This is a genomic window from Acinetobacter sp. YH16042 (assembly GCF_013417245.1).
In the GTDB taxonomy this organism is placed as follows: Bacteria; Pseudomonadota; Gammaproteobacteria; order Pseudomonadales; family Moraxellaceae; genus Acinetobacter; species Acinetobacter amyesii.
In genome coordinates, this window is record NZ_VPEJ01000002.1 from 20,598 (window position 1) to 44,289 (window position 23,692).

At 41.3% G+C, this 23,692-nt stretch carries 20 protein-coding genes; 17 read left to right on the forward strand and 3 right to left on the reverse strand.

Annotation, left to right across the window (positions count from 1 at the left end; translation table 11 throughout):
- Positions 1 to 56 precede the first annotated feature (56 nt).
- The 6 genes from FTV37_RS01615 to FTV37_RS01640 all read left to right on the forward strand — a co-directional run bounded on the left by FTV37_RS01615 (position 57) and on the right by FTV37_RS01640 (position 7,136).
- Complete coding sequence (locus FTV37_RS01615; protein ID WP_180062899.1) at positions 57 to 725, forward strand: HAD-IA family hydrolase; 669 nt, start codon at positions 57 to 59, stop codon at positions 723 to 725.
- A gap of 682 nt (positions 726 to 1,407) precedes the next feature.
- Positions 1,408 to 2,205 carry a 2-keto-4-pentenoate hydratase gene (gene mhpD / locus FTV37_RS01620; RefSeq protein ID WP_078189749.1) on the forward strand — a complete coding sequence of 266 codons (798 nt, stop codon included), beginning with the start codon at positions 1,408 to 1,410 and terminating at the stop codon, positions 2,203 to 2,205.
- Positions 2,206 to 2,241: 36 nt separating this feature from the next.
- Entirely contained in the window at positions 2,242 to 3,138 is an 897-nt protein-coding gene (locus tag FTV37_RS01625) for an acetaldehyde dehydrogenase (acetylating) (RefSeq protein WP_180062900.1), read from the forward strand.
- An 11-nt stretch (positions 3,139 to 3,149) separates the two neighbouring features.
- Entirely contained in the window at positions 3,150 to 4,169 is a 1,020-nt protein-coding gene (gene dmpG / locus FTV37_RS01630) for a 4-hydroxy-2-oxovalerate aldolase (RefSeq protein WP_180062901.1), read from the forward strand.
- Between the two features lie 547 nt (positions 4,170 to 4,716).
- On the forward strand, positions 4,717 to 5,985 hold the full coding sequence (locus FTV37_RS01635) for an OprD family outer membrane porin (RefSeq protein ID WP_180062902.1): 1,269 nt from the start codon (positions 4,717 to 4,719) through the stop codon (positions 5,983 to 5,985).
- A gap of 293 nt (positions 5,986 to 6,278) precedes the next feature.
- Complete coding sequence (locus FTV37_RS01640) at positions 6,279 to 7,136, forward strand: alpha/beta fold hydrolase (RefSeq protein WP_168377928.1); 858 nt, start codon at positions 6,279 to 6,281, stop codon at positions 7,134 to 7,136.
- A 406-nt stretch (positions 7,137 to 7,542) separates the two neighbouring features.
- Here the strand turns inward: FTV37_RS01640 and hcaR are convergent, their stop codons facing one another.
- A complete protein-coding gene (gene hcaR / locus FTV37_RS01645) occupies positions 7,543 to 8,448 on the reverse strand; it encodes a DNA-binding transcriptional regulator HcaR (RefSeq protein ID WP_180002937.1) in 906 nt (301 codons plus the stop codon).
- Positions 8,449 to 8,726: 278 nt separating this feature from the next.
- Between hcaR and hcaE the strand changes: the two genes are divergently transcribed.
- From hcaE to FTV37_RS01690, 9 genes are all read left to right on the forward strand, one after another.
- Positions 8,727 to 10,094, forward strand: a complete 1,368-nt coding sequence (hcaE, locus tag FTV37_RS01650) for a 3-phenylpropionate/cinnamic acid dioxygenase subunit alpha (protein ID WP_067763943.1) — start codon at positions 8,727 to 8,729, stop codon at positions 10,092 to 10,094.
- Positions 10,091 to 10,609 (forward strand): 3-phenylpropionate/cinnamic acid dioxygenase subunit beta, encoded by a 519-nt coding sequence (gene hcaF / locus FTV37_RS01655; protein ID WP_180062903.1) that lies wholly within the window; start codon positions 10,091 to 10,093, stop codon positions 10,607 to 10,609. The genes hcaE and hcaF overlap by 4 nt, the downstream gene beginning before the upstream one ends.
- A complete protein-coding gene (hcaC, locus tag FTV37_RS01660; RefSeq protein WP_067763933.1) occupies positions 10,609 to 10,935 on the forward strand; it encodes a 3-phenylpropionate/cinnamic acid dioxygenase ferredoxin subunit in 327 nt (108 codons plus the stop codon). Before hcaF ends, hcaC begins: the two co-directional genes overlap by 1 nt.
- A 2-nt stretch (positions 10,936 to 10,937) precedes the next feature.
- On the forward strand, positions 10,938 to 11,756 hold the full coding sequence (hcaB, locus tag FTV37_RS01665) for a 3-phenylpropionate-dihydrodiol/cinnamic acid-dihydrodiol dehydrogenase (protein WP_067763930.1): 819 nt from the start codon (positions 10,938 to 10,940) through the stop codon (positions 11,754 to 11,756).
- 65 nt (positions 11,757 to 11,821) lie between these two features.
- Positions 11,822 to 12,784, forward strand: a complete 963-nt coding sequence (locus tag FTV37_RS01670) for a 3-carboxyethylcatechol 2,3-dioxygenase (protein ID WP_180007135.1) — start codon at positions 11,822 to 11,824, stop codon at positions 12,782 to 12,784.
- Between the two features lie 11 nt (positions 12,785 to 12,795).
- Positions 12,796 to 14,031, forward strand: coding sequence for a 3-phenylpropionate/cinnamic acid dioxygenase ferredoxin--NAD(+) reductase subunit (gene hcaD / locus FTV37_RS01675; RefSeq protein WP_180062904.1), 1,236 nt, complete (start codon positions 12,796 to 12,798; stop codon positions 14,029 to 14,031).
- A 434-nt stretch (positions 14,032 to 14,465) separates the two neighbouring features.
- Positions 14,466 to 15,368 (forward strand): DMT family transporter, encoded by a 903-nt coding sequence (locus FTV37_RS01680; RefSeq protein WP_180062905.1) that lies wholly within the window; start codon positions 14,466 to 14,468, stop codon positions 15,366 to 15,368.
- A 230-nt stretch (positions 15,369 to 15,598) separates the two neighbouring features.
- Complete coding sequence (locus FTV37_RS01685; RefSeq protein WP_180062906.1) at positions 15,599 to 16,540, forward strand: cation diffusion facilitator family transporter; 942 nt, start codon at positions 15,599 to 15,601, stop codon at positions 16,538 to 16,540.
- Positions 16,541 to 16,600: 60 nt separating this feature from the next.
- Complete coding sequence (locus FTV37_RS01690) at positions 16,601 to 17,656, forward strand: MBL fold metallo-hydrolase (RefSeq protein ID WP_180062907.1); 1,056 nt, start codon at positions 16,601 to 16,603, stop codon at positions 17,654 to 17,656.
- Positions 17,657 to 17,738: 82 nt separating this feature from the next.
- Here FTV37_RS01690 and FTV37_RS01695 read toward each other — a convergent pair whose 3' ends face one another.
- Positions 17,739 to 19,259 (reverse strand): catalase, encoded by a 1,521-nt coding sequence (locus FTV37_RS01695; protein ID WP_111884100.1) that lies wholly within the window; start codon positions 19,257 to 19,259, stop codon positions 17,739 to 17,741.
- 1,042 nt (positions 19,260 to 20,301) lie between these two features.
- Between FTV37_RS01695 and FTV37_RS01700 the strand changes: the two genes are divergently transcribed.
- Positions 20,302 to 20,550, forward strand: a complete 249-nt coding sequence (locus tag FTV37_RS01700; protein WP_180062908.1) for a hypothetical protein — start codon at positions 20,302 to 20,304, stop codon at positions 20,548 to 20,550.
- Positions 20,551 to 21,174: 624 nt separating this feature from the next.
- On the opposite strand, the gene FTV37_RS01705 is transcribed toward FTV37_RS01700, so the two are convergent.
- Positions 21,175 to 21,783: a TetR/AcrR family transcriptional regulator gene (locus FTV37_RS01705; RefSeq protein WP_180062909.1), complete on the reverse strand. Its 609-nt coding sequence runs from the start codon at positions 21,781 to 21,783 to the stop codon at positions 21,175 to 21,177.
- Between the two features lie 91 nt (positions 21,784 to 21,874).
- Here FTV37_RS01705 and FTV37_RS01710 point away from each other — a divergent pair, with 91 nt between their 5' ends.
- The gene (locus tag FTV37_RS01710; protein WP_180062910.1) at positions 21,875 to 23,536 is read left to right on the forward strand and encodes an acyl-CoA dehydrogenase family protein; all 1,662 of its coding nucleotides are present in this window, start codon (positions 21,875 to 21,877) and stop codon (positions 23,534 to 23,536) included.
- Positions 23,537 to 23,692 lie beyond the last annotated feature (156 nt).

A 23,692-nucleotide genomic window follows, 5' to 3' on the forward strand; every position in this document is an offset into this window, starting at 1 on the left:
ATTGATGCACTCCAGAATCTGAATTACCAAACACTGAATCAAATCTAGGAAAACGTATGAACTCAGCTGTAAAACTAGTCATTTTCGATTGGGATGGCACTTTATTTGATTCTGTGGGTCAAATTGTAGCGAGTTTAAAATTTGCAGCAGATCAATATTCACAGCCGCTGACCGATGCTGATGCGAAAAGTATTATTGGTTTAGGTCTGCCGGAAGTCGCACAGCGGTTATTTCCGACGGTTCCTGAATTGCACAGCGAAATTTTGCAAAGTTATGCCGATCACTATGTGGCCCATTCCAAAGGGGATATGTGGTTTGATGGTGTCGCGGATATGTTGCAGGAATTACGCGATGCCGGTCTACAATTGGCTGTTGCAACAGGAAAAAGTCGTAAAGGTCTAGACCGTGTCTTGGCTCAAACGCAAAGTCATGAGTTGTTTCGTGCGACCCGTGCAGCCAGTGAAACCAAATCTAAGCCAGATCCGTTGATGTTGGCAGAAATTTTGGCGGAAACAGGACTACGTGCCGATCAAGCCATTATGGTCGGTGATACGTCGTATGACTTGGAAATGGCACTGAATATTCAGATGCCGCGTGTAGGCGTGAGCTATGGAGTGCATACTGTAGAAACACTCCAGTATTTTCAACCCTTACATATTGCACATAGCGTAGGTGATTTGACTGAATTTCTCCTAGAACACGTGAAATTACGTCTAGCTGTATAGTTTTAGATACAAACGAGTAAAAGGGTGAAATTTGTTTTCACCTTTTTTGTTACCAAATGAATAGTAATGCAAGCTCTACTTGTTGAAATCAGTAAATTCAATTATTTAAAAAAGTAATAACACTAGATTTTTCTACAATAACAAGCAGTCTTCTAGCAAATTTACCTTAAAAAGTTGAGCGCAACTATTTGGCCTTTTACCACAAGCTGGAATAGATTTTTTGTTTGAATTTTTGGTTTTATCTTATTGTTGTTTATTGATTTATTTTTAAATTTTCAATTTATTAAACTAAATCAGATGAAATTGAACACCTATGTGTAAAAGCTGGCCTGACGCTAAAATAACCTTTTAATCTTATCTTTTAGTCGTATAAGCCAAGTTTTTTAGTAGAGATTCAGATTTAAGGGCGAAAAAAATAGTGAATTTTATTTAATTATTTTGACTTAAGTTTTTGAATATTAATAATAAATAATGATTAATTTATAGCTAATAGCTATAGTCATAAATAAAATAAGTATTGGTATTCACTTTATAAAATCTCGATGCTAAATGCATCTAAACATAACGTGTAGTATGTCAAGTGAAATGCTTTAGGCGAATCCTGACATGACTTTCATCACTTTGATTTTGATGGTGATGAAACACGTTGTGCATCCAATTTTTGCAGTTTAAGGAAACATTGATGTCGAATTCTGCTGTTGTTGAATCAGTTGCGCAAGCATTACGCGATGCGGAAGTAAATCAGGCTGCGATTGCACCGATCCGTCCACAACTTGGTGGTGAAAGTGCTGATGTAGATATTGCTTATGCCGTTCAAGAAGTGAATACCAAACGTGCGGTGGCAGAAGGTCGTCGCCTTGTAGGTCGTAAAATTGGCTTAACTTCAAAAGTTGTACAAGCGCAGTTAGGTGTTGATCAACCTGACTTCGGTATGTTGTTTGCTGACATGGCGTATGGCGATGGTGAAGAAATCCCTGCTGGTTTATTGATTCAGCCAAAAGTTGAAGCAGAAATTGCTTTGGTGATTAACCAAGACTTGACCAAAGAAAAACACACCTATGCAGACATTATTAGTGCAACTGAATATGCACTGCCTGCTATTGAAGTGGTTGATAGCCGTATCGAAAACTGGAAAATCTCGTTGATTGATACTGTGGCAGATAACGCATCTTCAGCAGGTTTTGTACTGGGTTCTAAGCCTGTAAAACTTGCAGATCTTGACCTTGTAAATTGCAAAATGGTCATGACGCGTGGTGAAGAAGTGGTTTCACAAGGTGTGGGTAAAGCATGTCTTTCTAACCCATTAAATGCAGCAGTGTGGTTGGCTGATGAAATGGTTCGTCGTGGTCGTCCATTGCTTGCAGGTGACATCGTATTGACCGGTGCTTTAGGCCCAATGGTTGTGGCAAACCCTGGTGATGAATTCAAAGTTGAAATTGAAGGCTTTGGTTCTGTGACTGCAGCATTTGCAGCGAAATAAGCTTGGGTTTTACGGAATTTTTAAGAGTACACATTCATGAAAAAGATTAAATGTGCATTGATCGGTCCAGGGAACATTGGTACTGACTTGCTTTACAAACTTCAACGCAGCGAATTTTTAGAACCAGTATGGATGGTTGGTATTGACCCGACGTCTGAAGGTTTGGCTCGCGCTGCTAAAATGGGTTTAAAAACCACTGCTGAAGGCGTAGATGGTTTACTTCCACACGTAATTGAAGACGACATTAAAATCGCATTTGATGCAACTTCTGCTTATGTTCATGCTGAAAACAGCCGCAAATTAAATGAACTTGGCGTGTTAATGATTGACTTAACACCTGCTGCAATCGGTCCATTCTGCGTACCACCAGTAAACTTAGAAGCGTTATTGGACGCAGGTGAAGTTCCGAACGTCAACATGGTGACATGTGGTGGTCAGGCAACAATTCCTATGGTGGCTGCGATTTCACGAGTTCAGCCTGTTGAATATGGCGAAATCATTGCAACAGTATCAACAAAATCTGTGGGTCCAGGTACACGTAAAAACATTGATGAATTTACTCGTACGACTGCTGGCGCTATTGAAAAAGTGGGCGGTGCGAAACAAGGTAAAGCGATCATCATCATTAACCCTGCTGAGCCACCACTGATGATGCGTGATACTGTTCACTGTCTTGTTGAAGGTGAACCAGATCAAGCAGCAATCACTGAATCTGTACATGCGATGATTCTTGAAGTTCAAAAATATGTACCAGGTTACAAACTTGTAAATGGTCCTGTATTTGACGGTAACCGTGTTTCAATCTTCTTAGAAGTTGAAGGTTTAGGTGATTATCTTCCTAAATATGCAGGTAACCTCGACATTATGACTGCGGCAGCTGCACGTACTGCAGAAATGTTTGCAGAACGCGTTTTATCCACTGTTGAAGCTTAAGGAGTAGCCACATGTCTAAGGTTATTATTCACGATATGACTTTACGTGATGGTATGCACCCAATGCGCCATCAAACATCAATCGAGCAAATGATTGCTATTTCAACTGCGCTTGATGATGCCGGTGTACCGCTGATCGAAGTTACTCATGGTGACGGTCTTGGTGGTAACTCAGTGAACTACGGTTTTGCTGCAGCAACTGATGAAGAATACTTAAAAGCCGTTATTCCAAACCTAAAACAAGCGAAAGTGTCTGCACTTTTACTTCCGGGTATCGGTACGGTTGATCATTTGCATATGGCACATGATGTTGGAGTTTCTACTATTCGTGTGGCAACACATTCAACTGAAGCAGACGTTTCTGAACAGCATATTACGGCGGCGCGTAAACTCGGCATGGACACTGTGGGCTTCTTGATGATGGCGCACATGGCTACGCCAGAAAAATTGCTTGAAGAAGCACAAAAAATGGTGTCTTACGGAGCAAACTGTATTTATGTAACAGACTCTGCAGGTTACATGCTGCCTCAAGATGTGACTGACCGTGTAGGTATCTTACGTGCAAACTTGGGTTCAGAGATTGAACTCGGTTTCCATGGTCACCACAACTTGGGTATGGGCGTTGCAAACTCTGTCGCTGCTGTTGAAGCGGGTGCGATCCGTGTTGACTTGGCATCTGCTGGTCTAGGCGCAGGCGCAGGCAATACACCACTAGAACTATTTGTTGCAGTTGCCAACCGTATGGGTATGGACACTGGCGTAGACTTGTTCAAAGTTCAGGACGTTGCTGAAGAATTGGTTGTACCAATGATGCATCAACCGATCCGTGCTGACCGTGATGCAGCAACTCTAGGTTATGCAGGTGTGTATTCTTCATTCCTATTGTTCGCAAAACGTGCTGAAGCGAAATATGGCGTGTCTGCTCGTGAAATTCTTCTTGAGCTTGGTCGTCGTGGTACGGTTGGTGGTCAGGAAGATATGATTGAAGACTTGGCCTTGACCATGTCTAAAGCAAAAGAAGCCAATGCTTAATTTGCTTTAAATCAAAAAGCGCCCGAAATGGGCGCTTTTTTTATGTCTGAAGTGGCTGTGTTGGTTTGAGATGGGCTTGAGATTATGTTGAGATTGATTTGAGGCATGAAAAGTGGATTGAAATAAGAAATGTCTTACGAACCAATGGCTGATTTCGAGCAGCCATAGTAGTAAAATTTAACTTTAAGTTATTGATGATTATATAAATTAAATATCATGTCATAGCTAAATTTTATAACTCAAATAAGGATAAATCTCAGTAAAAAACTTTGTTTAAACTTAAAAGCAATTAATACAGCGCATGTAATTGCAAAAAATAAAAAACTTTAAATTTTATGTTAATAAAACATGGGGTTAATTTAATCAGCCGTTCTAAATGATAAAAGGGAGTTATTGTTTTAATCTCTAAGGAAAATAACCAGAAATAGCTTCCAAAGTTCAAGTCGTACAAAAGCCTGATAAACCTTAATACTGTAGTCGGATTTTTTTCCAAGGTATTGTTGAGCATGATGATGTCATAGCTTAATTTGATCACTGGGAATAAGCCATGCGTCGTCAAAATTTATGGATAGCAATTCTTGCTGCGACAGCAACATTAGGAACATCTGCAACTTATGCGGACTTTGTTGACGACAGCCAAGTACAATTGAAATTTAAAAACTTCTACTTAGACCGTCAAATTAAAGAAAATCCGGCGGGTAACTGGGGTTCATGGTCACAGGGTGTGACTTTGGATGCCAAGTCAGGGTATCAAGATATTGGTGCAGGTATTCAAGTGGGTGCTGACCTTTTGGTTCAACATGCATTTAAACTCAATGCACGTGATAAAAACCCAGACTGGATCTTGCCGCACGATGGTAAAGAATCAAAAGATAACTTTGGTAAAGTGGGCGTGACCCTTAAAGCCAAAGTATCTGAAACTGAGTTGAAAGTGGGTGAGTTATTACCGGTTTCTCCAGTGTTGGTTTTCGATCCATCACGTCAGTTAATGACAACCTATAGCGGTGCATGGTTAGAATCGAAAGAGATTAAAGATACTAAGTTAACTTTGGCATACATTGACGGGATCAATAACCGTTATGACAACCAATTCCGTGATTTATCAATGTTCGCTCCAGGTAAAAGATTACCAGATGGCACCGTGGGCCATTATGATCTTGGGCCAACTTCTGATGGTATGTATATTGCGGGTATTGACCATCAATTTACACCTGAGATTGGTGGTAGCTATTGGTACGCTGATGTTCAAGACATTTACACACAGCAATATGTCGGCGCGAACTATAAAACCAAGTTAGGTGACAAAGCCAAACTGGATAGCCATATCCGTTATTTTGACAACTCAGATTCGGGTGACAAACTGTATGGCGAAATTGATAACCAAGCGTTATCGGTTGGTGCGAAAGTGAATTACGGTTCGCATACCTTTGGTGTGGGCTATCAACAAATGTTTGGCGATAATGCCTTCCCAACACTAGGCGGATGGGTGCCACAACCGTACTTAGTCAACTGGGGTGTAGCAACCTTTACCAATGTGGATGAAAAGTCATGGGGCTTTACGTATGGTTATGACTTTGCAGAACTTGGTGCGAAAGGCTTAAATGCTACAGCGGTTTACTTTACCGGTTCTGATGCAGAAGTTGCGGGTAAGAAAGATCAAAAATCTGATGAGCTTAACTTAATCGTGAACTACACCGTACCTGAAGGAAAGTTGAAAGGTTTAGGTTTTCAAGCGATGTATATCGACGCCAACTATGATTGGAAATCTGATTTGCAAGAGTACCGTGTCGCGACAACTTATACCTATAAGTTCTAATTTCTCAGGATAAAAAAGAGGGAAGTGGATTCATTGCTTCCCTTTTTATTCGCTGGGTTATTTAAAAAAGAAATACCTCAAAGATTATATGGATATATTTTTGAGTTATGCATTTAAAAACAACAACTTAAATTATAGTCTATTTATTGTTTATGATCGTAAATATGTATCAGTTAGCAGTGGCTGAACAGGTAATATGAGACTGTAAAAACCACAAAATCCAAAAGAGTCCCCCTTGTGTTTAAATCCGTTATGGATTGAAACATAAGCTCTACGCAATACGAGGAGCATGTATGAGCACTGTTCAGATTCCTGACTATACAACTGATTCATTCTTTGGTTTAGAAGATAAATGGATTGAAACTGCTGAAGGCGAATTAACGCATTACCACGAAGTGGGTGAAGGTACCCCAATTCTATTTTTACACGGTTCAGGTACAGGTGTATCTGCTGCGGCAAACTGGTGGTTAAACCTTCCACAAATTGGTGAACAAGCTCGTTGTATCGCTATCGATACGATTGGCTATGGTCAAACTGTTGTTGCACCGAATACTGCTTATGGTATCCGTGCTTGGGTTGATCACGCTGTACGTACGTTAGATGCCCTAGGTATTGAAAAAACTTGGTTAGTGGGTAACTCACTCGGTGGCTGGTTAGCATTCCAAATGGCTTTGGACTATCCAGAACGTGTATTGGGTATCGTTTCTATGGGTACAGGCGGTGCTAAACAAACTGCAGCACTTAAAGCACATGCAAACCCTGTATTAACCGAAGAAGGCATCAAGAAAACCTTGTCTATGTTTGTTGTAAACAAAGACTTGATTACTGATGAATTAGTAAAAGTACGTTTCGCTTCTGCTGCAAATGACTATGCATCTAACCGTTTGATGGATGTTGTTGGCGCACGTGACCGTGACCGTTTCGAATTCCCATTAGATTTTGAAAAAATGAAAGACATTACTGTGCCAGTATTGTTGATTCACGGTGTACAAGACGTGGTGATTCCAGTATCTCGTACGTGGGATATTTTGAACACAGTTCCAAATGCGGATGCGCATATCTTTAGCCAATGTGGTCACTGGTCACAAGTTGAAAAAGCAGAAGAATTCAACACCGTGATTAAAGATTATTTAAAAGCGCGTGGTGTGTAATTTCTTGTCACTGACATGAAATTCAAAAAAAGGATGGTTTTGCCATCCTTTTTTTTATATAAATCTTTTGAAAGAAATACTTTAAATGAGTATTATTCTCATTAATGGGTCGACAGTGTACGGTCTAAATCAGTAAAAAGGCATAAAATAAGCTCATCTGAATGGTTGGGGAAGGGGAATTATTTATTAGACTTAAGTTGTAAATCGGCAATTTTTAGCAATTTTTATCAATGTCTAAACTAAAATTTATAAGTTATTTTCCATCAAGTCGATATGCATGATAGATAAAATGCGTCGATTAAAACATTTAAACGATTAAAAAAGCGACTTTTTAGCCATAAAAAAAGCACCATTATTCATTTTAAAAATAATGGTGCTATATCTATAAATTATGACTTGGCGAAAATTAACGCTGTTCGCGATTAATATCGAGATAAAAAACTTTGGTTAGCAGTTCAAGGAATTTATCTACAGCCACAGAACTCGCCGTTTTTCGGTAACTTACATACAAGTCTAGATACGGTAATTCGACATCTAAAGGACGAATCACCGTATTGTTCATGGTCAATGGCGCGATGTATCCCGGTAGGATCGTGCAGCCTAAGCCCATGCCGATGGAGTTAATGTTAAACAGGATATTGTCGGCTTTTTGCACGATATTAAATTGAATATCATGGGTCGAAGCAAAGTCCAAAATGGCTTCATGCAACGTGCCAGATTGTTCACGTGCAGGAATGATAAAATCAATCCCATTCAATGCTTTAACTGGAATGCGCTCGTACTTCGCTAAAGGGTGATCTTTGGGTAAAATAAAGATCAGCGGTTCACGCAGTACAAACTGACTTTCAATTTCGTCGCTGTGGAAGTTATTGCGGGTAAAAGTGATGTCCAGTTCACCTTTTTGCAGTAATTTCATCTGATCACGGTTATTTAAACTGAGTAATTCAATTTTGAGTTCTGGGTTCTGAACACGTAGATTAGGTAGTACATAAGGGAAGATTTTCATCTCTGCGACAGGGACAAAACCAATGCGCAGCATCTGTTGCTTGGCTTGTGAAACCTGACGTGCCATCGCCACGGCCTTGTCTGCTTGAGCTAGTGTCAAACGTGCTTGTTCTAGAAATACGGCACCTTCTTCTGTGAGCTCAACTTTACGTTTAGTCCGGTGCAACAATTTTACGCCGACATCTTCTTCAAGATCTTTAATTTGTTGGCTTAAAGAAGGTTGAGCAGTATAAAGTTTTAACGCAGCTTTACTGAAATTGAGTTCTTCAGCGACAGTAATAAAGTAGCGTAAGTGTCGTAATTCCATATAATCAACCCGTGGAGTAATCCAAAAAATGTCTTACTTAGAAGTCCGTTCAGTATAATCTATAAACAACTATTGCGTGAAGATTATTTTACCATTCACGAAATAAATGGTGTTCTCGGCAATTTAAAAAAAATGCTATAAAAAAAATCTACCGTAATAATCCATAAAATCTCTTAATTAAAACAAAATAAATATTTCCCGAATATCGCTCTAAAATCCATCATCGTTGAAAAGTTGAGTCTATTACTTTGTGCCTTATGGTCACAGGAGAGCTTTTCATGAGTGGAAAAATTGATGTGCGCGAAATCGATGCTTTAGTCGATGCACAAAATGGACGTATCACGCCATCTATCTATACCGATCCAGACATTTACGAACTTGAATTAGAACGTGTGTTTGGTCGTACATGGTTATTCCTATGCCATGAGAGCCAAATTCCTAAAGCCGGCGATTTCTTCAATACCTACATGGGTGAAGATCCAATCATCGTTGCACGCCAAAAAGACGGCTCAATCAAAGCATTCTTAAACCAATGTCGTCACCGCTCTATGCGTGTGAGCTTCGCAGACTGTGGTAATACACGTGCATTTACTTGCCCGTACCATGGCTGGTCTTACGGCATTGATGGTTCTTTAAAAGATATCCCACTTGAAGACCGCGCGTTCCCGCACGGTGCTTGCAAAGAGAAATGGGGTCTTGTTGAAGTTAACCGTGTTAAATCATACAAAGGCTTAGTATTCGCTTGTTGGGATGAAACTACACCTGACCTAGAAGAATACATGGGCGATATCGCTTGGTACTTAGATGGTGTTCTTGACCGTCGTCCAGGTGGTACAGAAATTATCGGTGGTGTACACAAGTGGGAAATCGAGTGTAACTGGAAATTTGCAGCTGAACAGTTTGCATCTGACCAATACCACGCATTGTTCTCTCACGCATCTGCGATCCAAGTATTGGGTGCAAAACCAGATGACGAATCATCTAAGAAATTAGGTGCTGCACAAACCGCTCGTCCTGTTTGGGAAACTGCGAAAGACGCGATTCAATATGGTTCACGCGGTCATGGTTCAGGCTTCTTCTTTACTGAAAAACCAGATGCAAACGTTTGGGTAGACGGTGAAGTGGCGAACTACTTCCGTGAAACATTTGATGAAGTGAAAGAGCGTCTTGGTGAAGTACGTGCACTTCGTCTTGCTGGTCACAACACCATGTTCCCAACATTGTCTTGGTTGAACGGTACTGCAACGCTTCGTGTATGGCACCCACGTGGTCCAAATAAAACTGAAGTGTGGGCATTCTGTATTGCAGACGCTGAAGCATCTCAAGAAGTAAAAGAAGCATTCGAACGTTCTGCAACACGTGCATTCGGTCCTGCTGGTTTCCTTGAGCAAGATGACTCTGAGAACTGGATTGAAATTCAAAAAGTTTTACGTGGTTATAAAGCCCGTCAAAACAAATTGATTATGGAAATGGGTAAAGGTAACGAGAAAGTACGTGAAGATGGTATCCCTGGTATCACCAACTACATTTTCTCAGAAACAGCTGCACGTGGTATGTACCGTCGTTGGGCTGACCTATTGATTCATGAAAAATGGGAAGACGTTGAAGCTGCGGCTGACGAATATGAGAAGGAGCTTATGAAATGAGTCAAATTAGTTTAGAACTCCATCACCAAATTAGTCAGTTTCTTTATCGTGAAGCAAAATTGCTTGACGATTGGAAGTTCCGCGATTGGTTAGCTGTATTAGCGGAAGATATTTCTTATACGTTACGCACAACACCAAACGCGCAAACACGTGACCGTCGTCGCTCGATTGAGCCGCCAACAACTTGGGTATTTAACGATACTAAAGATTTGTTGGAACGCCGTGTAGCTCGTTTAGAGACAGGTATGGCTTGGGCTGAAGAACCTCCTTCACGTACAACACACATGGTGTCTAATGTGATTGTTGAAGCGACTGAAGTTGAAGGCGAATTCGACGTTTACGTAACGTACTTGTTGTACCGTACCCAGAAAGAGAAAGATGTAACAATCTACTGTGGTAAGCGTCACGACAAGATCCGCAAAGTCGACACTGAGCAAGGTTTCGAAATCTTCAACCGTAAGATTACCCTTGATCAGGTGACTTACAACTCACATAACCTGAGCGTGTTCTTCTAATGAATAAGATTTTTGTTTGCCAAGTTGACGAATTAGACGAAGGCGAAGCATTGAAAGTAGATTGCGGCGTTAACGGTATCGATGCGCTTGCAGTATTCAACAACAATGGCGAATTTTTCGCGATGAACGACCGTTGTTCACATGGTAATGCTTCAATGTCTGAAGGTTACCTTGAAGATGATGGCACTGTTGAATGTCCACTTCATTCGGCTCGATTCTGTTTGAAAACTGGTCAAGCATTATGCTTACCAGCAACAGATCCTATCAAAACATTCCCTGTGATTGTTGAAGATGGTGCTTTATACGTAGAGATGGCAGGAGAGTAATCATGGGTTGGCTACAAGGCGAAGTTGCACTTATTACCGGTGGTGGTTCAGGCTTAGGCTGGGCATTGGTTGAACGTTTCTTAGAAGAAGGTGCAAAAGTTGCTGTTCTTCAACGTTCTCAATCGAAAGTTGATGCATTGAAAGAACATTTTGGTGACCGCGTGCTTGCGATCGCAGGTGATGTAGCCAGCTATGAGGATAATGTTCGTGCAGTTCAAGCAACTGTAGAACATTATGGCAAACTTGACTGTTTCGTCGGAAACGCAGGTATCTGGGATCATTACGCAGATATCGTCAATACATCGGGTGAACAGCTGGAAAAAGCTTTTGATGAGATTATGGGTATTAACACCAAATCTCTCATCTTAGGTGCCAAAGCTGCACTTGATGCATTGATAGCTTCGGAAGGTTCTATCATATTTACTTTGTCTAACTCAGCACTGTATTCGGCAGGCGGAGGCCCTGTATACACAGCGTCTAAGCATGCTGGCGTTGGGATTATGAAAGAATTAGCCTATGAGCTTGCGCCTAAAGTACGAGTGAACGCTGTTGCTCCGTCGGGTATGAATGTAAACATCAAAGGTGCTGCTTCTTTAGGCCAAGAAAACCTCGGTCTACTCGATGCACGTGATCCTGAGAAGATTGCACGCGGCATGCCGCTCAATTTCTTACCCGAACCTGAAGATATGACTGGTTCATACGTGTTATTGGCTTCTCGTCAAAACAACCGCCCATTAACTGGTGTTTTAATTAATGCTGAATGTGGTCTGGGTATCCGTGGTTTACGTCAACCACGTGCTGGCTTCTTTGACGAGATTTAATTCGCCAAATACGTAAAGGACTTACTCGGCAGCCGTCTTGGCTGCCTTCCGTTTAGGAGTCACCCATGGCCGTTAAACTTATTTGTGCATCGCACAGTCCCCTAATGGAATTTGCTTCTCCGCAAGAGAAATACAAAGAGGAAAAAGTTCGCGAAACTTTTGCCAAACTTGCTAAAGAAGTCGAAGACTATAATCCAACATTGATCATTACTTTTGGTCCAGACCATTTCAATGGTTTCTTCTATGACCTCATGCCATCTTTCTGCGTCGGTATTCGTGCTAAAGCAGCAGGTGATTGGGATTATGGTAAAGACAATGACCACATCAATGTGCCTGAAGAAACAGCAATCAGTCTGGTTCGTCGCGTATTGGATGAAGGTGTCGATGTTGCATACTCTTATCGTATGCAGGCAGACCACGGTGTGACTCAACCATTACATTTCCTTTGTGGTGGCAAGCTTGATCGTTATCCAACGATTCCAATTTTTATCAATGGTGCAGCTGCGCCGATGCCAACAACCAAGCGTACAGTCGCTTTGGGTCGTGCAGTCGGTCAGTTCATTAAATCATTGAACTTAGAGAATGAACGTGTACTTGTTTTGGGTACAGGTGGTTTGTCTCATGATCCACCAACGCCGCAAATGGGTTCAGTTCCACCAGAAGTGGAAGAGTTCCTGATTGCAGGTCGTAATCCAACTGAAGAGGCACGTAATACACGTCAAGGCAAAATCATTGCTGTCGGTCAAAAACTCGCAGCGGGTGATACTTCTGTCGCAGTGCCTTTAAACCCAGAATGGGATCGTGCATTGCTTGATACTTTCGCCAAAGCTGACTTTGCTGCCATTGAAGCGATGACTGAAGCTGAAATTCGTGTTGAAGGCGGTCGTGGCGGTCAAGAAGTTCGTTCTTGGATGGCTGCTTTTGCTGCACTACATGAAGTGGGCGAATACGACATGACAACACATTGCTACGAAGATATTAGTGAGTGGATTGCGGGCTTCGGCATCGTATCTGCAGAATTGAAATAAGGAACAAACCCATGAGCCAAAATGGTATCGAAACCATCGTTATTGTTGGAGCTGGTCAAGCTGGTGCTAGCGCCATTTTAGAACTCCGTGCGAACAAGTATGAAGGCAAAATCATTTTGGTGGGTGATGAAACACATCTTCCTTATGAACGTCCGCCTTTGTCTAAAGACGTAATTCTAAAACCTGAAGAGACCAAAATCGAAATTCTGTCAGAAGAAAAATTGGCAGAACTCGGTGTTGAACATATTCGTGGCAATGGCGTTGTGAAAATCCATAGCGATGCGAAAACAGTTGAACTGAAAAATGGCGAAATTGTTGCATTTGACAAGTTGCTTCTAGCAACCGGTGGTGCAGCACGCCGTTTACCGAATTTCGATGCTTTGGGTAAACACGTTTATACCTTACGTAACCTTGAAGATTCACAAGCATTGGTGCCTGTATTACAAGCGGGTCGCCGTATTGTATTGATCGGCGGTGGTGTGATTGGTCTTGAGCTTGCTTCTTCAGCACGTTCTAAAGACTGTATCGTGACCGTGATTGAAATGGGTCCGATGGTCATGGGTCGTTCATCTCCACGTGTTTTAAGTGAATTCTTATTGGCACAGCAACGTCTTGCAGGTGTAGATGTTCGTCTTTCGACTTCTATTGCTAACTGTAAGCTTGATGGCGAAGAAGTGTTGATCACGCTTGAAGGCGGTGAAGAACTTCGTGCCGATGCAGTGATCTATGGTATTGGTATTGTGCCAAATGCTCAACTTGCGGTTGATGCAGGTTTAGACGTTGATTTTGCCATTAAAGTGAATGATAACTGCCAAACTTCGCATCCAGATATTTATGCAGCGGGTGACGTTGCGACTCAGCTTCGTGACTGTGGTAACCACCGTCGTGTCGAAACTTGGGAAAATGCGAACTTGCAAGCAGGTATCTTTGCTCGTCATGTAATGGGTGTTGAACATCCAACCCCAAATCCAGCGTGGTTCTGGACAGATCAATTGAATATCAACTATCAATTTGTAGGTGATATGGCTGCAAGCGAATGGATCGTTCGTGGTGAAATTAAACCTGAATTGGCGGCTGAGTCTTCATTTGTATTGTTTGGTGTAACTGACGGTGTCATTGTTGGTGGTATTACGGTGAATGCTGCAAAAGAGATGCGTCATTTGAAAAAATTGATTAGCAAGAATGCAGCGTTTGAAGCGGATAAATATTTAGATTTAAGCCAAGATTTACGTAAACTTGTAAAGTAAGCTGAATGTCTAAGATGAGCAGACTTACGGTAACGTAGGTCTGTTTTTTTATGTCTTTAGTTTTAGCATCGCACTTATAAAGCTATTTTTGTAGTCCATGTATACAGTTTTAGCTTATATAGATCTATTCAACGGTTTTAATCCTCCCAGCCCTCCTTTTTCAAAGGAGGGAGTAGTCTTTGTGAAGAATGGATTTCGTTTGGATGGTTCCCCCTCTTTTTTAAAGAGGGGCTAGGGGAGATTATTGATCGTTTGAAGAGAAGTCCTTATACCCCAAACGATCGGGTGGCATTCATACCGCCTCCAATTTAGTTGATAAAGGGGAGAACAATAATTGGTCTTAAACTTTATTAGTTAATGGTCTTACGAGTAGTTCCAGATCTGAATAGTGGGTTTCAGGTTAAGTCGTTAGAACAATCAAATTTGAGAATGAAATGAAATCTTCACTGCCGCTGACGGCAAGTATATATGCTCTTTTGGTACTGATTTGGGCGACGACGCCGCTCGCGATTGTGTGGAGTGTACAGGAAATACATCCGATGTGGGTGTTGATTATCCGTTACTTCGGTGCATCTATTATTGCGCTGTTTTTGTTGAAATTGATGCGTGATCCTTTGCCGTTTGATGAAACCTCATTAAAAAGTTATGTGGCAGGGAGTTTGAATTTGATTGGCGCACAGTTATTTATTTATCTGGCAGCCAATTATCTCACCTCTGGTTTAATGGCACTGATTTTTGGTTTTTCACCCTTAATTGCCGGTTTGATTGGCCATGTAATTTTAAAAACACATAAATTGGTCGCTTTGCAGTGGTTGGGCATGGCGGTTGCAGTGGGTGGTTTAACTTTTGTCTTTGCAGATTCTGCTGATAGCAAAGTCAATCCAATTGGCGTTGTACTGATGCTAATCAGTATGGTGTCATATATCAGTTCGATTTTTTGGGTGAAGCAGATTAATGCACCGTTAAAGCCGATGTCACAGGCAACCGGTTCCCTGATTGTTTCTGCTTTAGGATCGATGCTCATTATTCCTTTTATCTGGCAGCATTTTCCAACCGAATTGCCAAGCGGCCGTGCAATGATTGGATTTGTCTTTACCATGATCATGTCATCCATTGTGGCAATGCTGTGTTACTTCTGGCTTATAAGACGTTTGGCCGCATCAACGGTGTCACTCAGTAATGTGATGACACCTGTCATAGCATTGGTTTTGGGAGCGACGTTGAACAGTGAATATATTAGCTCCAATGCCTTTGTTGGAATCGTGGTCGTGATGTTTGGTATTGTGATGTACTTTTGGAAAGAGTGGCGCGAGCAATATTTTAATAAAGTACGTTGAACCGTGTACATCTACAGAATTATAAGGAAGCTGCGGCTTCCTTTTTTTTCTATACCTTTGCGCTAAAGAGCGTGTTTCACATGGAACATGATGGCATTGTCGAAACAATCGACAGTTGGTGTAAAAACAACAAAATAACAAACAACAGCTACAGTCAGTTTGAGTACTATGGAATGAGCTATAAAATCAAATAGATCTGTTTGATAAAAATAAATTTAGGACAATTTTAAATGTCTGAATCTAACAAAATCGTGGTATATGCAGCGCTCTTCGGCAATTTAGCGATTGCACTGGTGAAGTTTGCCGCTGCCTATATCACGAATAGTTCGGCCATGTTGAGTGAAGCAATTCACTCTGTGGTTGATACTTTAAATGAAATCTTACTGCTCTACGGTATGAAAAAATCGCAGCAGCCAGCAAATGCACGCCATCCGTTTGGCTATGGGCGAGAGCTGTATTTTTGGGCTTTTATTGTGGCGTTGATGGTCTTTGCTTTGGGTGCGATCGTGTCGATTTATCAAGGGATTAGTCATATTTATCACCCCGAAGAAATGCAAAATCCGATGATTAACTATATCGTATTAGGTATTGCGATTTTGTGTGAAGGGACCTCTTGGTTTGTGGCATTGAAAGCATTTCGTAAAATCAAAGGGAAACAGGGCTATTTTGAAGCATTTCGACGCAGTAAAGATCCGACGACATTTACCGTGTTATTTGAAGATTCAGCAGCGCTGATTGGTCTGTTTATTGCCCTGATCGGTATCTATTTATCACACGCGCTGAATATGCCAATGCTTGATGGTCTGGCATCAATTCTAATTGGGGTTGTACTCGCTATTTCAGCAATTTTACTTGCACGTGAGACTAAAGGATTGCTCATGGGAGAAACTGCTGACCCACAATTGAGGCATAATGTCTTGATGGTTGCAGAGCAAGATCCAGCAGTGCATTCTGCCAATGGGGTGTTAACAGAGCAGATGGGTGCACATCAAGTTTTGGCATCTTTGAGTCTTGAATTTAAAGATAATTTAACGTCAGATGATATAGAAGCTTGTGTCAACAGAATTGAAGCACAAATTAAACAGCTTCATCCTGAAATTGTGGCACTCTTTGTCAAGCCTCAATCTCGGAAGGTTTGGCTTGAGCGCATGAAAGGTCGTCTTGATCAATAGGTCTGCGAGGTTAAATACTTTGCAAGGTTTGTCAGCATAGTGAATGAATTTTAAATACACATGAATCAAAAAACTCAATCAGCACAGTTTCAAATCAGTACTAAAAGCTATATGAAACATACGTGGACGAAGCCTGTATTTGATTATCTGGCAACTGACCATTTTAATGGGGAAAAATTCTTTAATACCCTTCGAAATCCAGATGCGTTTACGCGTAAAGATATGCTGAAATGGATCATGACGCGTAAAAGCGATACATGGAAAGTAGATCGTGAGCAAGAATACCAACAGTTTTTTGCTTCTTCGCGTAGCATTCCGCACAATCGGCCATCGGCTAAAATGGATGATTGGTTGGTTTGGTTTGTCGGACATGCGACGGTTTTGATTCAAATTGGGCCATATAATTTTTTGACCGATCCTGTATGGGGGGAGTATGCAGGCCCACGTCAAGGGACTGGACCACGACGTGCTTGTCCTGCAGGAATTGCCTTAGAAGAATTACCTACAATTCATGGGGTTTTACTGAGCCATAATCATTATGATCATATGGATTTAGCAACCTTGAATTGGTTACATGAACAATTTGCTATGCCGATTTATACTGGTTTAGGCAATGCTTATTATTTACCCACACATTTCAATGTCATTGAACTTGATTGGTGGCAATCGGAAATGTTTGAAGATTTGCGTATCGTTTATACGCCTGCACAGCATGGTTCAGGTCGTGGTTGGCGAGATCAAAATCATGCCTTATGGGGAGGTTTTTCCATCGTGCATAGTACAGGACATTTCTTCTTTGCTGGAGATACGGGCTATGCCGCGCATTTCAAACAAATCCATACACGCTTAGGTGCACCCCGAGTAGCGTTATTACCGATTGGAGCTTATGAGCCACGTCGTTTAATGAAATATTTGCACATGAATCCCGAAGAAGCTTTTCAGGCGCATAAAGATTTACAGTCAAAATGTTCATTGGCAATGCATTATCGGACTTTTCAGTTGACTGATGAAGCGAGAGACCAACCTGAACATGACTTACATCATGCAATGCGAAAAACATCAAAGTTAATGAATCCATTTTTAACCATGCATGAAGGCAAAAAATTGATTGTTTAAGGATTAATTAGAAGGTAATTGGAATATTTAATGCCAAGAAAAAACCACCTTAAAAGGTGGTTTTTTTATTCAAAGATAAAACTTAAAGCAAGCCTGGATTACCTTGAGCTGGATCAGTTGCACGAGCAGCTTGCGCATCCGCTACAGTTAAGCCTAATGCTTTTGCAACACCTTCACCATAAGCTGGATCACATGCGTAACAGTTACGGATATGACGATATTTGATGAAGTCGAGTGCATCGCCCATTGCGCCAGCAGTGTTATTAAACAATGCTTGTTTTTGTTCATCATTCATTAAGTTGAATAATGCACGTGGTTGACTGAAATAGTCGCTGTCATCTTCACGATAATCCCACAAGTCAGCATCACCAGTAATTTTCAATGGTGGTTCTTTGTATTGTGGTTGCTCTTGCCATTGGCTGAAGCTGTTTGGTTCATAATGCGGTGTTGCACCATAGTTACCATCCATACGGCCTTGTCCATCACGACGGTTCGAATGAACAGGGCAACGTGGTGCATTTACAGGAATTTGGTAATGGTTTACACCCACGCGATAACGTGCAGCATCAGCATAGTTGAATAAACGCGCTTGCAGCATACGGTCAGGTGAGAAGCTAATACCCGGCACCAAGTTACTTGGTGCGAAAGCGGCTTGTTCAACATCTTGGAAATAGTTTTCAGGGTTACGATTGAGTTCGAATTCACCCACTTCAATCAACGGATAGTCGCCTTTAGGCCATACTTTGGTTAAATCAAATGGGTGATAAGGTACTTTTTCTGCATCAAGTTCAGGCATGATTTGAACGTACATTTTCCATTTTGGAAAATCGCCGCGTTCAATTGCATTGAACAGATCGGTTTGTGAGCTTTCACGGTCTTTGGCAATAATCGCTTCAGCTTCAGCATCGGTTAAGTTTTTAATGCCTTGTTGAGTGCGCATGTGGAATTTAACCCAGAAGCGTTCATTATTGGCATTAATAAAACTGAAAGTATGACTGCCAAAACCATGCATATGACGGTAACCATCTGGAATACCGCGGTCAGACATCACAATCGTAACTTGGTGTAGAGCTTCAGGTAGTAAAGTCCAAAAATCCCAGTTATTAGTTGCACTACGCTTATTGGTTTTAGGATCGCGTTTTACTGCTTTGTTTAAGTCAGGGAATTTACGAGCATCACGTAGGAAGAAGACAGGGGTGTTATTACCAACTAAATCCCAGTTACCTTCTTCAGTATAGAATTTAAGGGCAAAACCACGAATATCGCGTTCTGCATCTGCAGCACCACGCTCACCCGCTACGGTAGAGAAACGAGCAAAAAGTTCAGTTTTTTTACCAACTTCTGAGAAAATTTTAGCGCGGGTATATTGGGTAATATCGTTAGTCACGGTAAACGTACCGAAAGCACCAGAACCTTTGGCATGCATACGACGCTCTGGAATTACTTCACGAACGAAATTACCGAGTTTTTCATTAAGCCATAGGTCTTGGGCAAGCAAAGGACCACGTGCACCTGCCGTCATACTGTTCTGGTTGTCTACAACAGGAGCACCAGCATCAGTTGTTAGGTGGGTGACAGGACATTTTTTAACGTCGTCGCTCATTGAGTATCTCCATTATTATAATCATGTATTAAAGTTGGGAGTTATAACCCTTCAATTGATAACACGCTCAACAGCACATGACATTAACCGTTTTGTTAATTCATTTTAAAGTGACAATGTGACAACAGTTTTTCTCTCATTCTAAAATTTTTCAAGCAGCAATCAATCGAAGAGAAGTCATAAAACTGTAGCCGTTAAAAGCTTAAAAATCTTTATATACTTATTGACTCTAAAGCTTTCTGTGGCTTTTGACAAATGGAAAAATAGTTTTGAATAAATGGTTAATTCGATGAATCAAGTTATTGAATTTATATTATTTATTTATATATTTTGTTTTAATATTTTATCGATGAATTAAACTCAAATATATCGCTATGATAGGTAGAATAGGACGAAATATCTAAATCCATATTTCTATTATGGATTTTGGCCTTAATATAGGTTTTTTAGCTGATTCTAGTTAATGAAAGACATTTTTATGTTGTTAATATTGGAGAGCTTTTTTAACATTAAAGACATTATTTAATACTTAAAATAAGCTAAAAATACAGCTGAAGAAATATTGGCAAGTGGTCTAAGTTGTTTTAGAAAATTGTAAATAAATTTTTTATGGGGTGATGCTAGTTGGCACACCTATCTTTATTGTTGTCAGGTCAGGTGTTGTCACTCCAGCTTGAATCGATTCCTACATCATATCAACATACTAGGCAACCTTACGTGATCGCATATCGTAGTTGAGGGGGTTAATGGCGAACCCATTTTGACCTCGGGATATATTTTACGCCTAAAAGGATAAGCACTTAAACAAGACTGGACCGTATTGGCATGAGCACATGGCACGACTGTGTGGCTGATACAAGTGCTCCTTCAAGTGATTATACAATGGGCCTGTATATAGTTTGCAACTAGTCATAGATAGTGCAATCGACAGTTGTTTGAGGCATGGCTATGTAGTGGTTGCAACAGATTATAAGGACTGGGTAAGCCAAAACTGCGCCCTCATATGAATGTAGTCAGTTAAGTTTATAACTTGGTGGATTCTGTGCGTGCATTGCATTCTTGGAAGCCGAGGCAATTTAGTAAAGACTGGATGGTGATGGGGCGTAGTCAAGGTGGTGCAGCTGCTATTGCGGTTGCAGCTCAGGGGCAAAAAGATGCGCTTGAATTAAATTTTAAAGCTGCAATACCCTTGGCACCGGGTGGTTATCAATATGAATGTATTGCTGAATACGTAGAAACCAATCCAAATCCAGATACCAATGTAGCGGCATTTTTCCCCAGCGTGTTGTAGGGAGCAGCCGCAGCAGATCGATCAATGTAGATCAACAGGTTAGTCCAGATATGCAGTCTTTACTAAATCAGGCCCGTAAACGCTGTTTATCAGAACTAAAAAATTAGTTAAAACAAGCACCTCAGCCAATCTTTTAAAAAATTCAGACTTAAGGCCATCCCTAAGCTATTTAAAACGGTAGTCGATTGAATATATGACCCTAACCGTAACACTGATGTTTGTTTAAGGCGCCGCAGACCATTTGTAGATCACCTTGGTACTCAAAGTTATTACCAGCAAGTGTGCAAACAAAAATTGCCAGCGGTCTATCATGCGATCCCAAATGGCGATCATCGAGATGCATTACGCCATAGCCCGAAATATACGGCTGAGTTTTTAAAGAGCTTACAACTGGCCAGCATTGCAAAGGCGTATAAATGAGATAAGTAAGCTAGCAATATAAGCTTAACTTCTAAAACACTTTTATTGAAGGATGAACCAAGTGAGGAATGATTTTCTTCTACCGTAAAAATGAATTTCCTAAATATTTAAAATAACTGGTTTAAGAGCCGTTTTTTTGTAAATAACATGACTTTATTTTATTCACCAATGCATTTGAAACGTCATTAGACTTGTCCGCGAAGTCTAATCGCGCAACATATGAATTATATCTCGCTTTAATTCATCCCATTCAGTAAAGTTTGGTACGATCAACAAGCTTTGCGAAACAAAGCCATAACACACCCGTTGCATATTTAAAGCCATCGACTTGAGCTGTTCATTATCCTGTATAAATGGCTCAAGAATGCGCTGCCACATCTGTACCATCATGGCATAACTTTTACGGTAACTTTCAATATCTGAAATTTGCCGTTCCAACAAAAACACCTGTGACCATAAAAACTGCTGCGCTTGAATTTGCTCAATTTGAAAGTGAATAATTTGCTCTAAATATGCTTGAAACTCCAAATCTGTGGATAACTTGATCAAGCTTTGTGCATAACTTTTTAAGCTTTCCGCATTGTGTTTCACATGCAAATGAATGGTTAGCGCAATCAAATCTTCCTTTTTAGAAAAATATTCATAAAAGGTTCCCAAGCCCACGCCTGCAAGGTCGGTAATCTCCCGAATGGTAATTTGACTGGCAGGGCGCTCATGCAAAATCCGAACAAAACTGTCCTGTAAGGCTTCTTGGGTTAGTTTGGCCCGTGATTGACGCGGCTTACGCCGTATTTGAATGGCTGAATGCTTCATATTTTTAAGCGCGGAAAACCGAACGTCTATGCTTTAAATTTTCTCTATACTGAAATGAAACGCCAACAAGAACAAGCGGAAAATATAGACGATGAATACATTAGAACAGACATGGATGACACATCAAATCAGCAACCAATTTGATGAACTAGACAGCTACAATCTATTTTCAAGCGATACGGTTTTGCATGAAATCTTAAAGCGCTATGGCAGCCATGATCAGCCGACCCTATGCGAAATGGGCAAAGTCGCAGGTTCGAGTGAATACTTTCAGCATGGGGCTTTAGCCAACAAACACACGCCAATCTTATATGCCTTCGATGCTCGTGGTCGCCGTACCGACTTTGTTGAGTTTCATCCTTCATGGCATAAATGGATGGGACTCAACCGTCAGTTTGATACCCATGCGCATCCTTTTAATCAGCCTAACTCCAAGACCAAATGGGTGGAATGGGCAGCACGTTTTTATCTTGCAGGTCAGGTCGAATGCGGTAACTTATGTCCAAATTCGATGACGCTCGGCAGTATTCCGCTCATTCAACGTGAGCCTGAACTGTGGGCGAAAATTGGCGAGAAACTATTATCGACTGAATACGATGAACGTGATGTGCCGATTGCACAAAAAAAGTCGATTTGGCTCGGTATGGGCATGACTGAAAAGCAGGGCGGTTCAGATGTACGTGCCAATGAAACCATTGCTGTGCCTGTAGCAGAAAGAGGGCGAGGTAAAGCCTATTTACTCACGGGGCATAAATGGTTCTTCTCTGCGCCAATGTGCGATGCGCATTTGGTGGTGGCAAAAACCGAACAAGATGGCTTGGCCTGTTTCTTTGTGCCGCGTTGGCTGGAAGATGGTACGAAGAATAATATTCAGGTACAGCGTCTGAAAGAAAAAGTCGGTAATCGCAGTAATTCAAGTTCGGAAGTCGAATTCAAAAATGCATGGGGCATCATGATTGGTGAGGCAGGGCGAGGTATTCCAACCATTATTGAAATGGCGAACTACACTCGTCTGACCTGTTCGGTTGGTTCGAGCGCCATGCTGCGTCAAGCTTTGGTGCAATGCATTGCTTATACCCGTCAGCGTCAGGCTTTTGGTAAACATTTGATTGATCAACCGCTGATGCGTGCAGTCTTGGTAGATTTAGCTTTAGAAAGTGAAGCAGCGACGCAGCTCAGTTTCCATTTGGCGCAGTGTTATGAATCGGATGATGCTTTGTCTGTGGCATGGAAGCGCATCATGACGCCAGCAGCCAAATTTTGGATTTGTAAGCGTGCGGTAGAGCTAACAGGGGAGATGATGGAAGTTTTTGGCGGCAATGGTTATGTCGATAACGGCATCATGGCACGCATCTTTAAAGAAGCACCGGTAAATACCATTTGGGAAGGTTCAGGCAATGTCATGTGCTTGGATGTACTGCGTGCGATTGGACGTGATCCTGAATCTATTGAAGTGCTGTTTAAGGATCTCGCTTCTACTGCAAGTACTAACGAAACCTTGCAAACAGAATTACAGGACTTATTCAGGTTGTTCCATCAATCGCCTGAAGATTTACAATTTATGGGGCGTAGCCTAGTCAGCCGTTTAACGGTCTTGGCACAAGCGGTATTACTGAAACGCTATGCGCCTGACTATGTAGCAAATGGTTTTATTCAAAGCCGTTATAGCGCTAAACACGGGCAAGTGGTGGGCATGCTGGATGCTAAAAAGGTCGATGTAGAGCGAGTATTAGAACGGGCTTTTGCTAGCTAAATACAACGTATTTCCCTCTCTCAATGGGAGAGGGTTAGGGAGAGGGAAATAATGTGGCAAAGCAATTTTTTTATGGCCTTGGGGCTAACTACGCTGTATCAAAAAGCCATAGGAAAGTGCTTGAAAAAATCTAAAAATAGATCAATATATGCACTA

Excerpts from the sequence above, each read along its gene's own strand:
- hcaF (WP_180062903.1), top strand. The coding sequence starts at position 10,091 with ATGAGTCAAATTAGTTTAGAACTCCATCACCAAATTAGTCAGTTTCTT.
- FTV37_RS01635 (WP_180062902.1), top strand. The coding sequence starts at position 4,717 with ATGCGTCGTCAAAATTTATGGATAGCAATTCTTGCTGCGACAGCAACA.
- FTV37_RS01705 (WP_180062909.1), bottom strand. The coding sequence starts at position 21,783 with ATGAAGCATTCAGCCATTCAAATACGGCGTAAGCCGCGTCAATCACGG.
- FTV37_RS01695 (WP_111884100.1), bottom strand. The coding sequence starts at position 19,259 with ATGAGCGACGACGTTAAAAAATGTCCTGTCACCCACCTAACAACTGAT.
- hcaR (WP_180002937.1), bottom strand. The coding sequence starts at position 8,448 with ATGGAATTACGACACTTACGCTACTTTATTACTGTCGCTGAAGAACTC.
- mhpD (WP_078189749.1), top strand. The coding sequence starts at position 1,408 with ATGTCGAATTCTGCTGTTGTTGAATCAGTTGCGCAAGCATTACGCGAT.
- FTV37_RS01710 (WP_180062910.1), top strand. The coding sequence starts at position 21,875 with ATGAATACATTAGAACAGACATGGATGACACATCAAATCAGCAACCAA.
- FTV37_RS01640 (WP_168377928.1), top strand. The coding sequence starts at position 6,279 with ATGAGCACTGTTCAGATTCCTGACTATACAACTGATTCATTCTTTGGT.
- hcaB (WP_067763930.1), top strand. The coding sequence starts at position 10,938 with ATGGGTTGGCTACAAGGCGAAGTTGCACTTATTACCGGTGGTGGTTCA.
- FTV37_RS01625 (WP_180062900.1), top strand. The coding sequence starts at position 2,242 with ATGAAAAAGATTAAATGTGCATTGATCGGTCCAGGGAACATTGGTACT.
- hcaD (WP_180062904.1), top strand. The coding sequence starts at position 12,796 with ATGAGCCAAAATGGTATCGAAACCATCGTTATTGTTGGAGCTGGTCAA.
- FTV37_RS01685 (WP_180062906.1), top strand. The coding sequence starts at position 15,599 with ATGTCTGAATCTAACAAAATCGTGGTATATGCAGCGCTCTTCGGCAAT.
- hcaC (WP_067763933.1), top strand. The coding sequence starts at position 10,609 with ATGAATAAGATTTTTGTTTGCCAAGTTGACGAATTAGACGAAGGCGAA.
- FTV37_RS01690 (WP_180062907.1), top strand. The coding sequence starts at position 16,601 with ATGAATCAAAAAACTCAATCAGCACAGTTTCAAATCAGTACTAAAAGC.
- FTV37_RS01615 (WP_180062899.1), top strand. The coding sequence starts at position 57 with ATGAACTCAGCTGTAAAACTAGTCATTTTCGATTGGGATGGCACTTTA.
- FTV37_RS01680 (WP_180062905.1), top strand. The coding sequence starts at position 14,466 with ATGAAATCTTCACTGCCGCTGACGGCAAGTATATATGCTCTTTTGGTA.
- FTV37_RS01670 (WP_180007135.1), top strand. The coding sequence starts at position 11,822 with ATGGCCGTTAAACTTATTTGTGCATCGCACAGTCCCCTAATGGAATTT.
- hcaE (WP_067763943.1), top strand. The coding sequence starts at position 8,727 with ATGAGTGGAAAAATTGATGTGCGCGAAATCGATGCTTTAGTCGATGCA.
- dmpG (WP_180062901.1), top strand. The coding sequence starts at position 3,150 with ATGTCTAAGGTTATTATTCACGATATGACTTTACGTGATGGTATGCAC.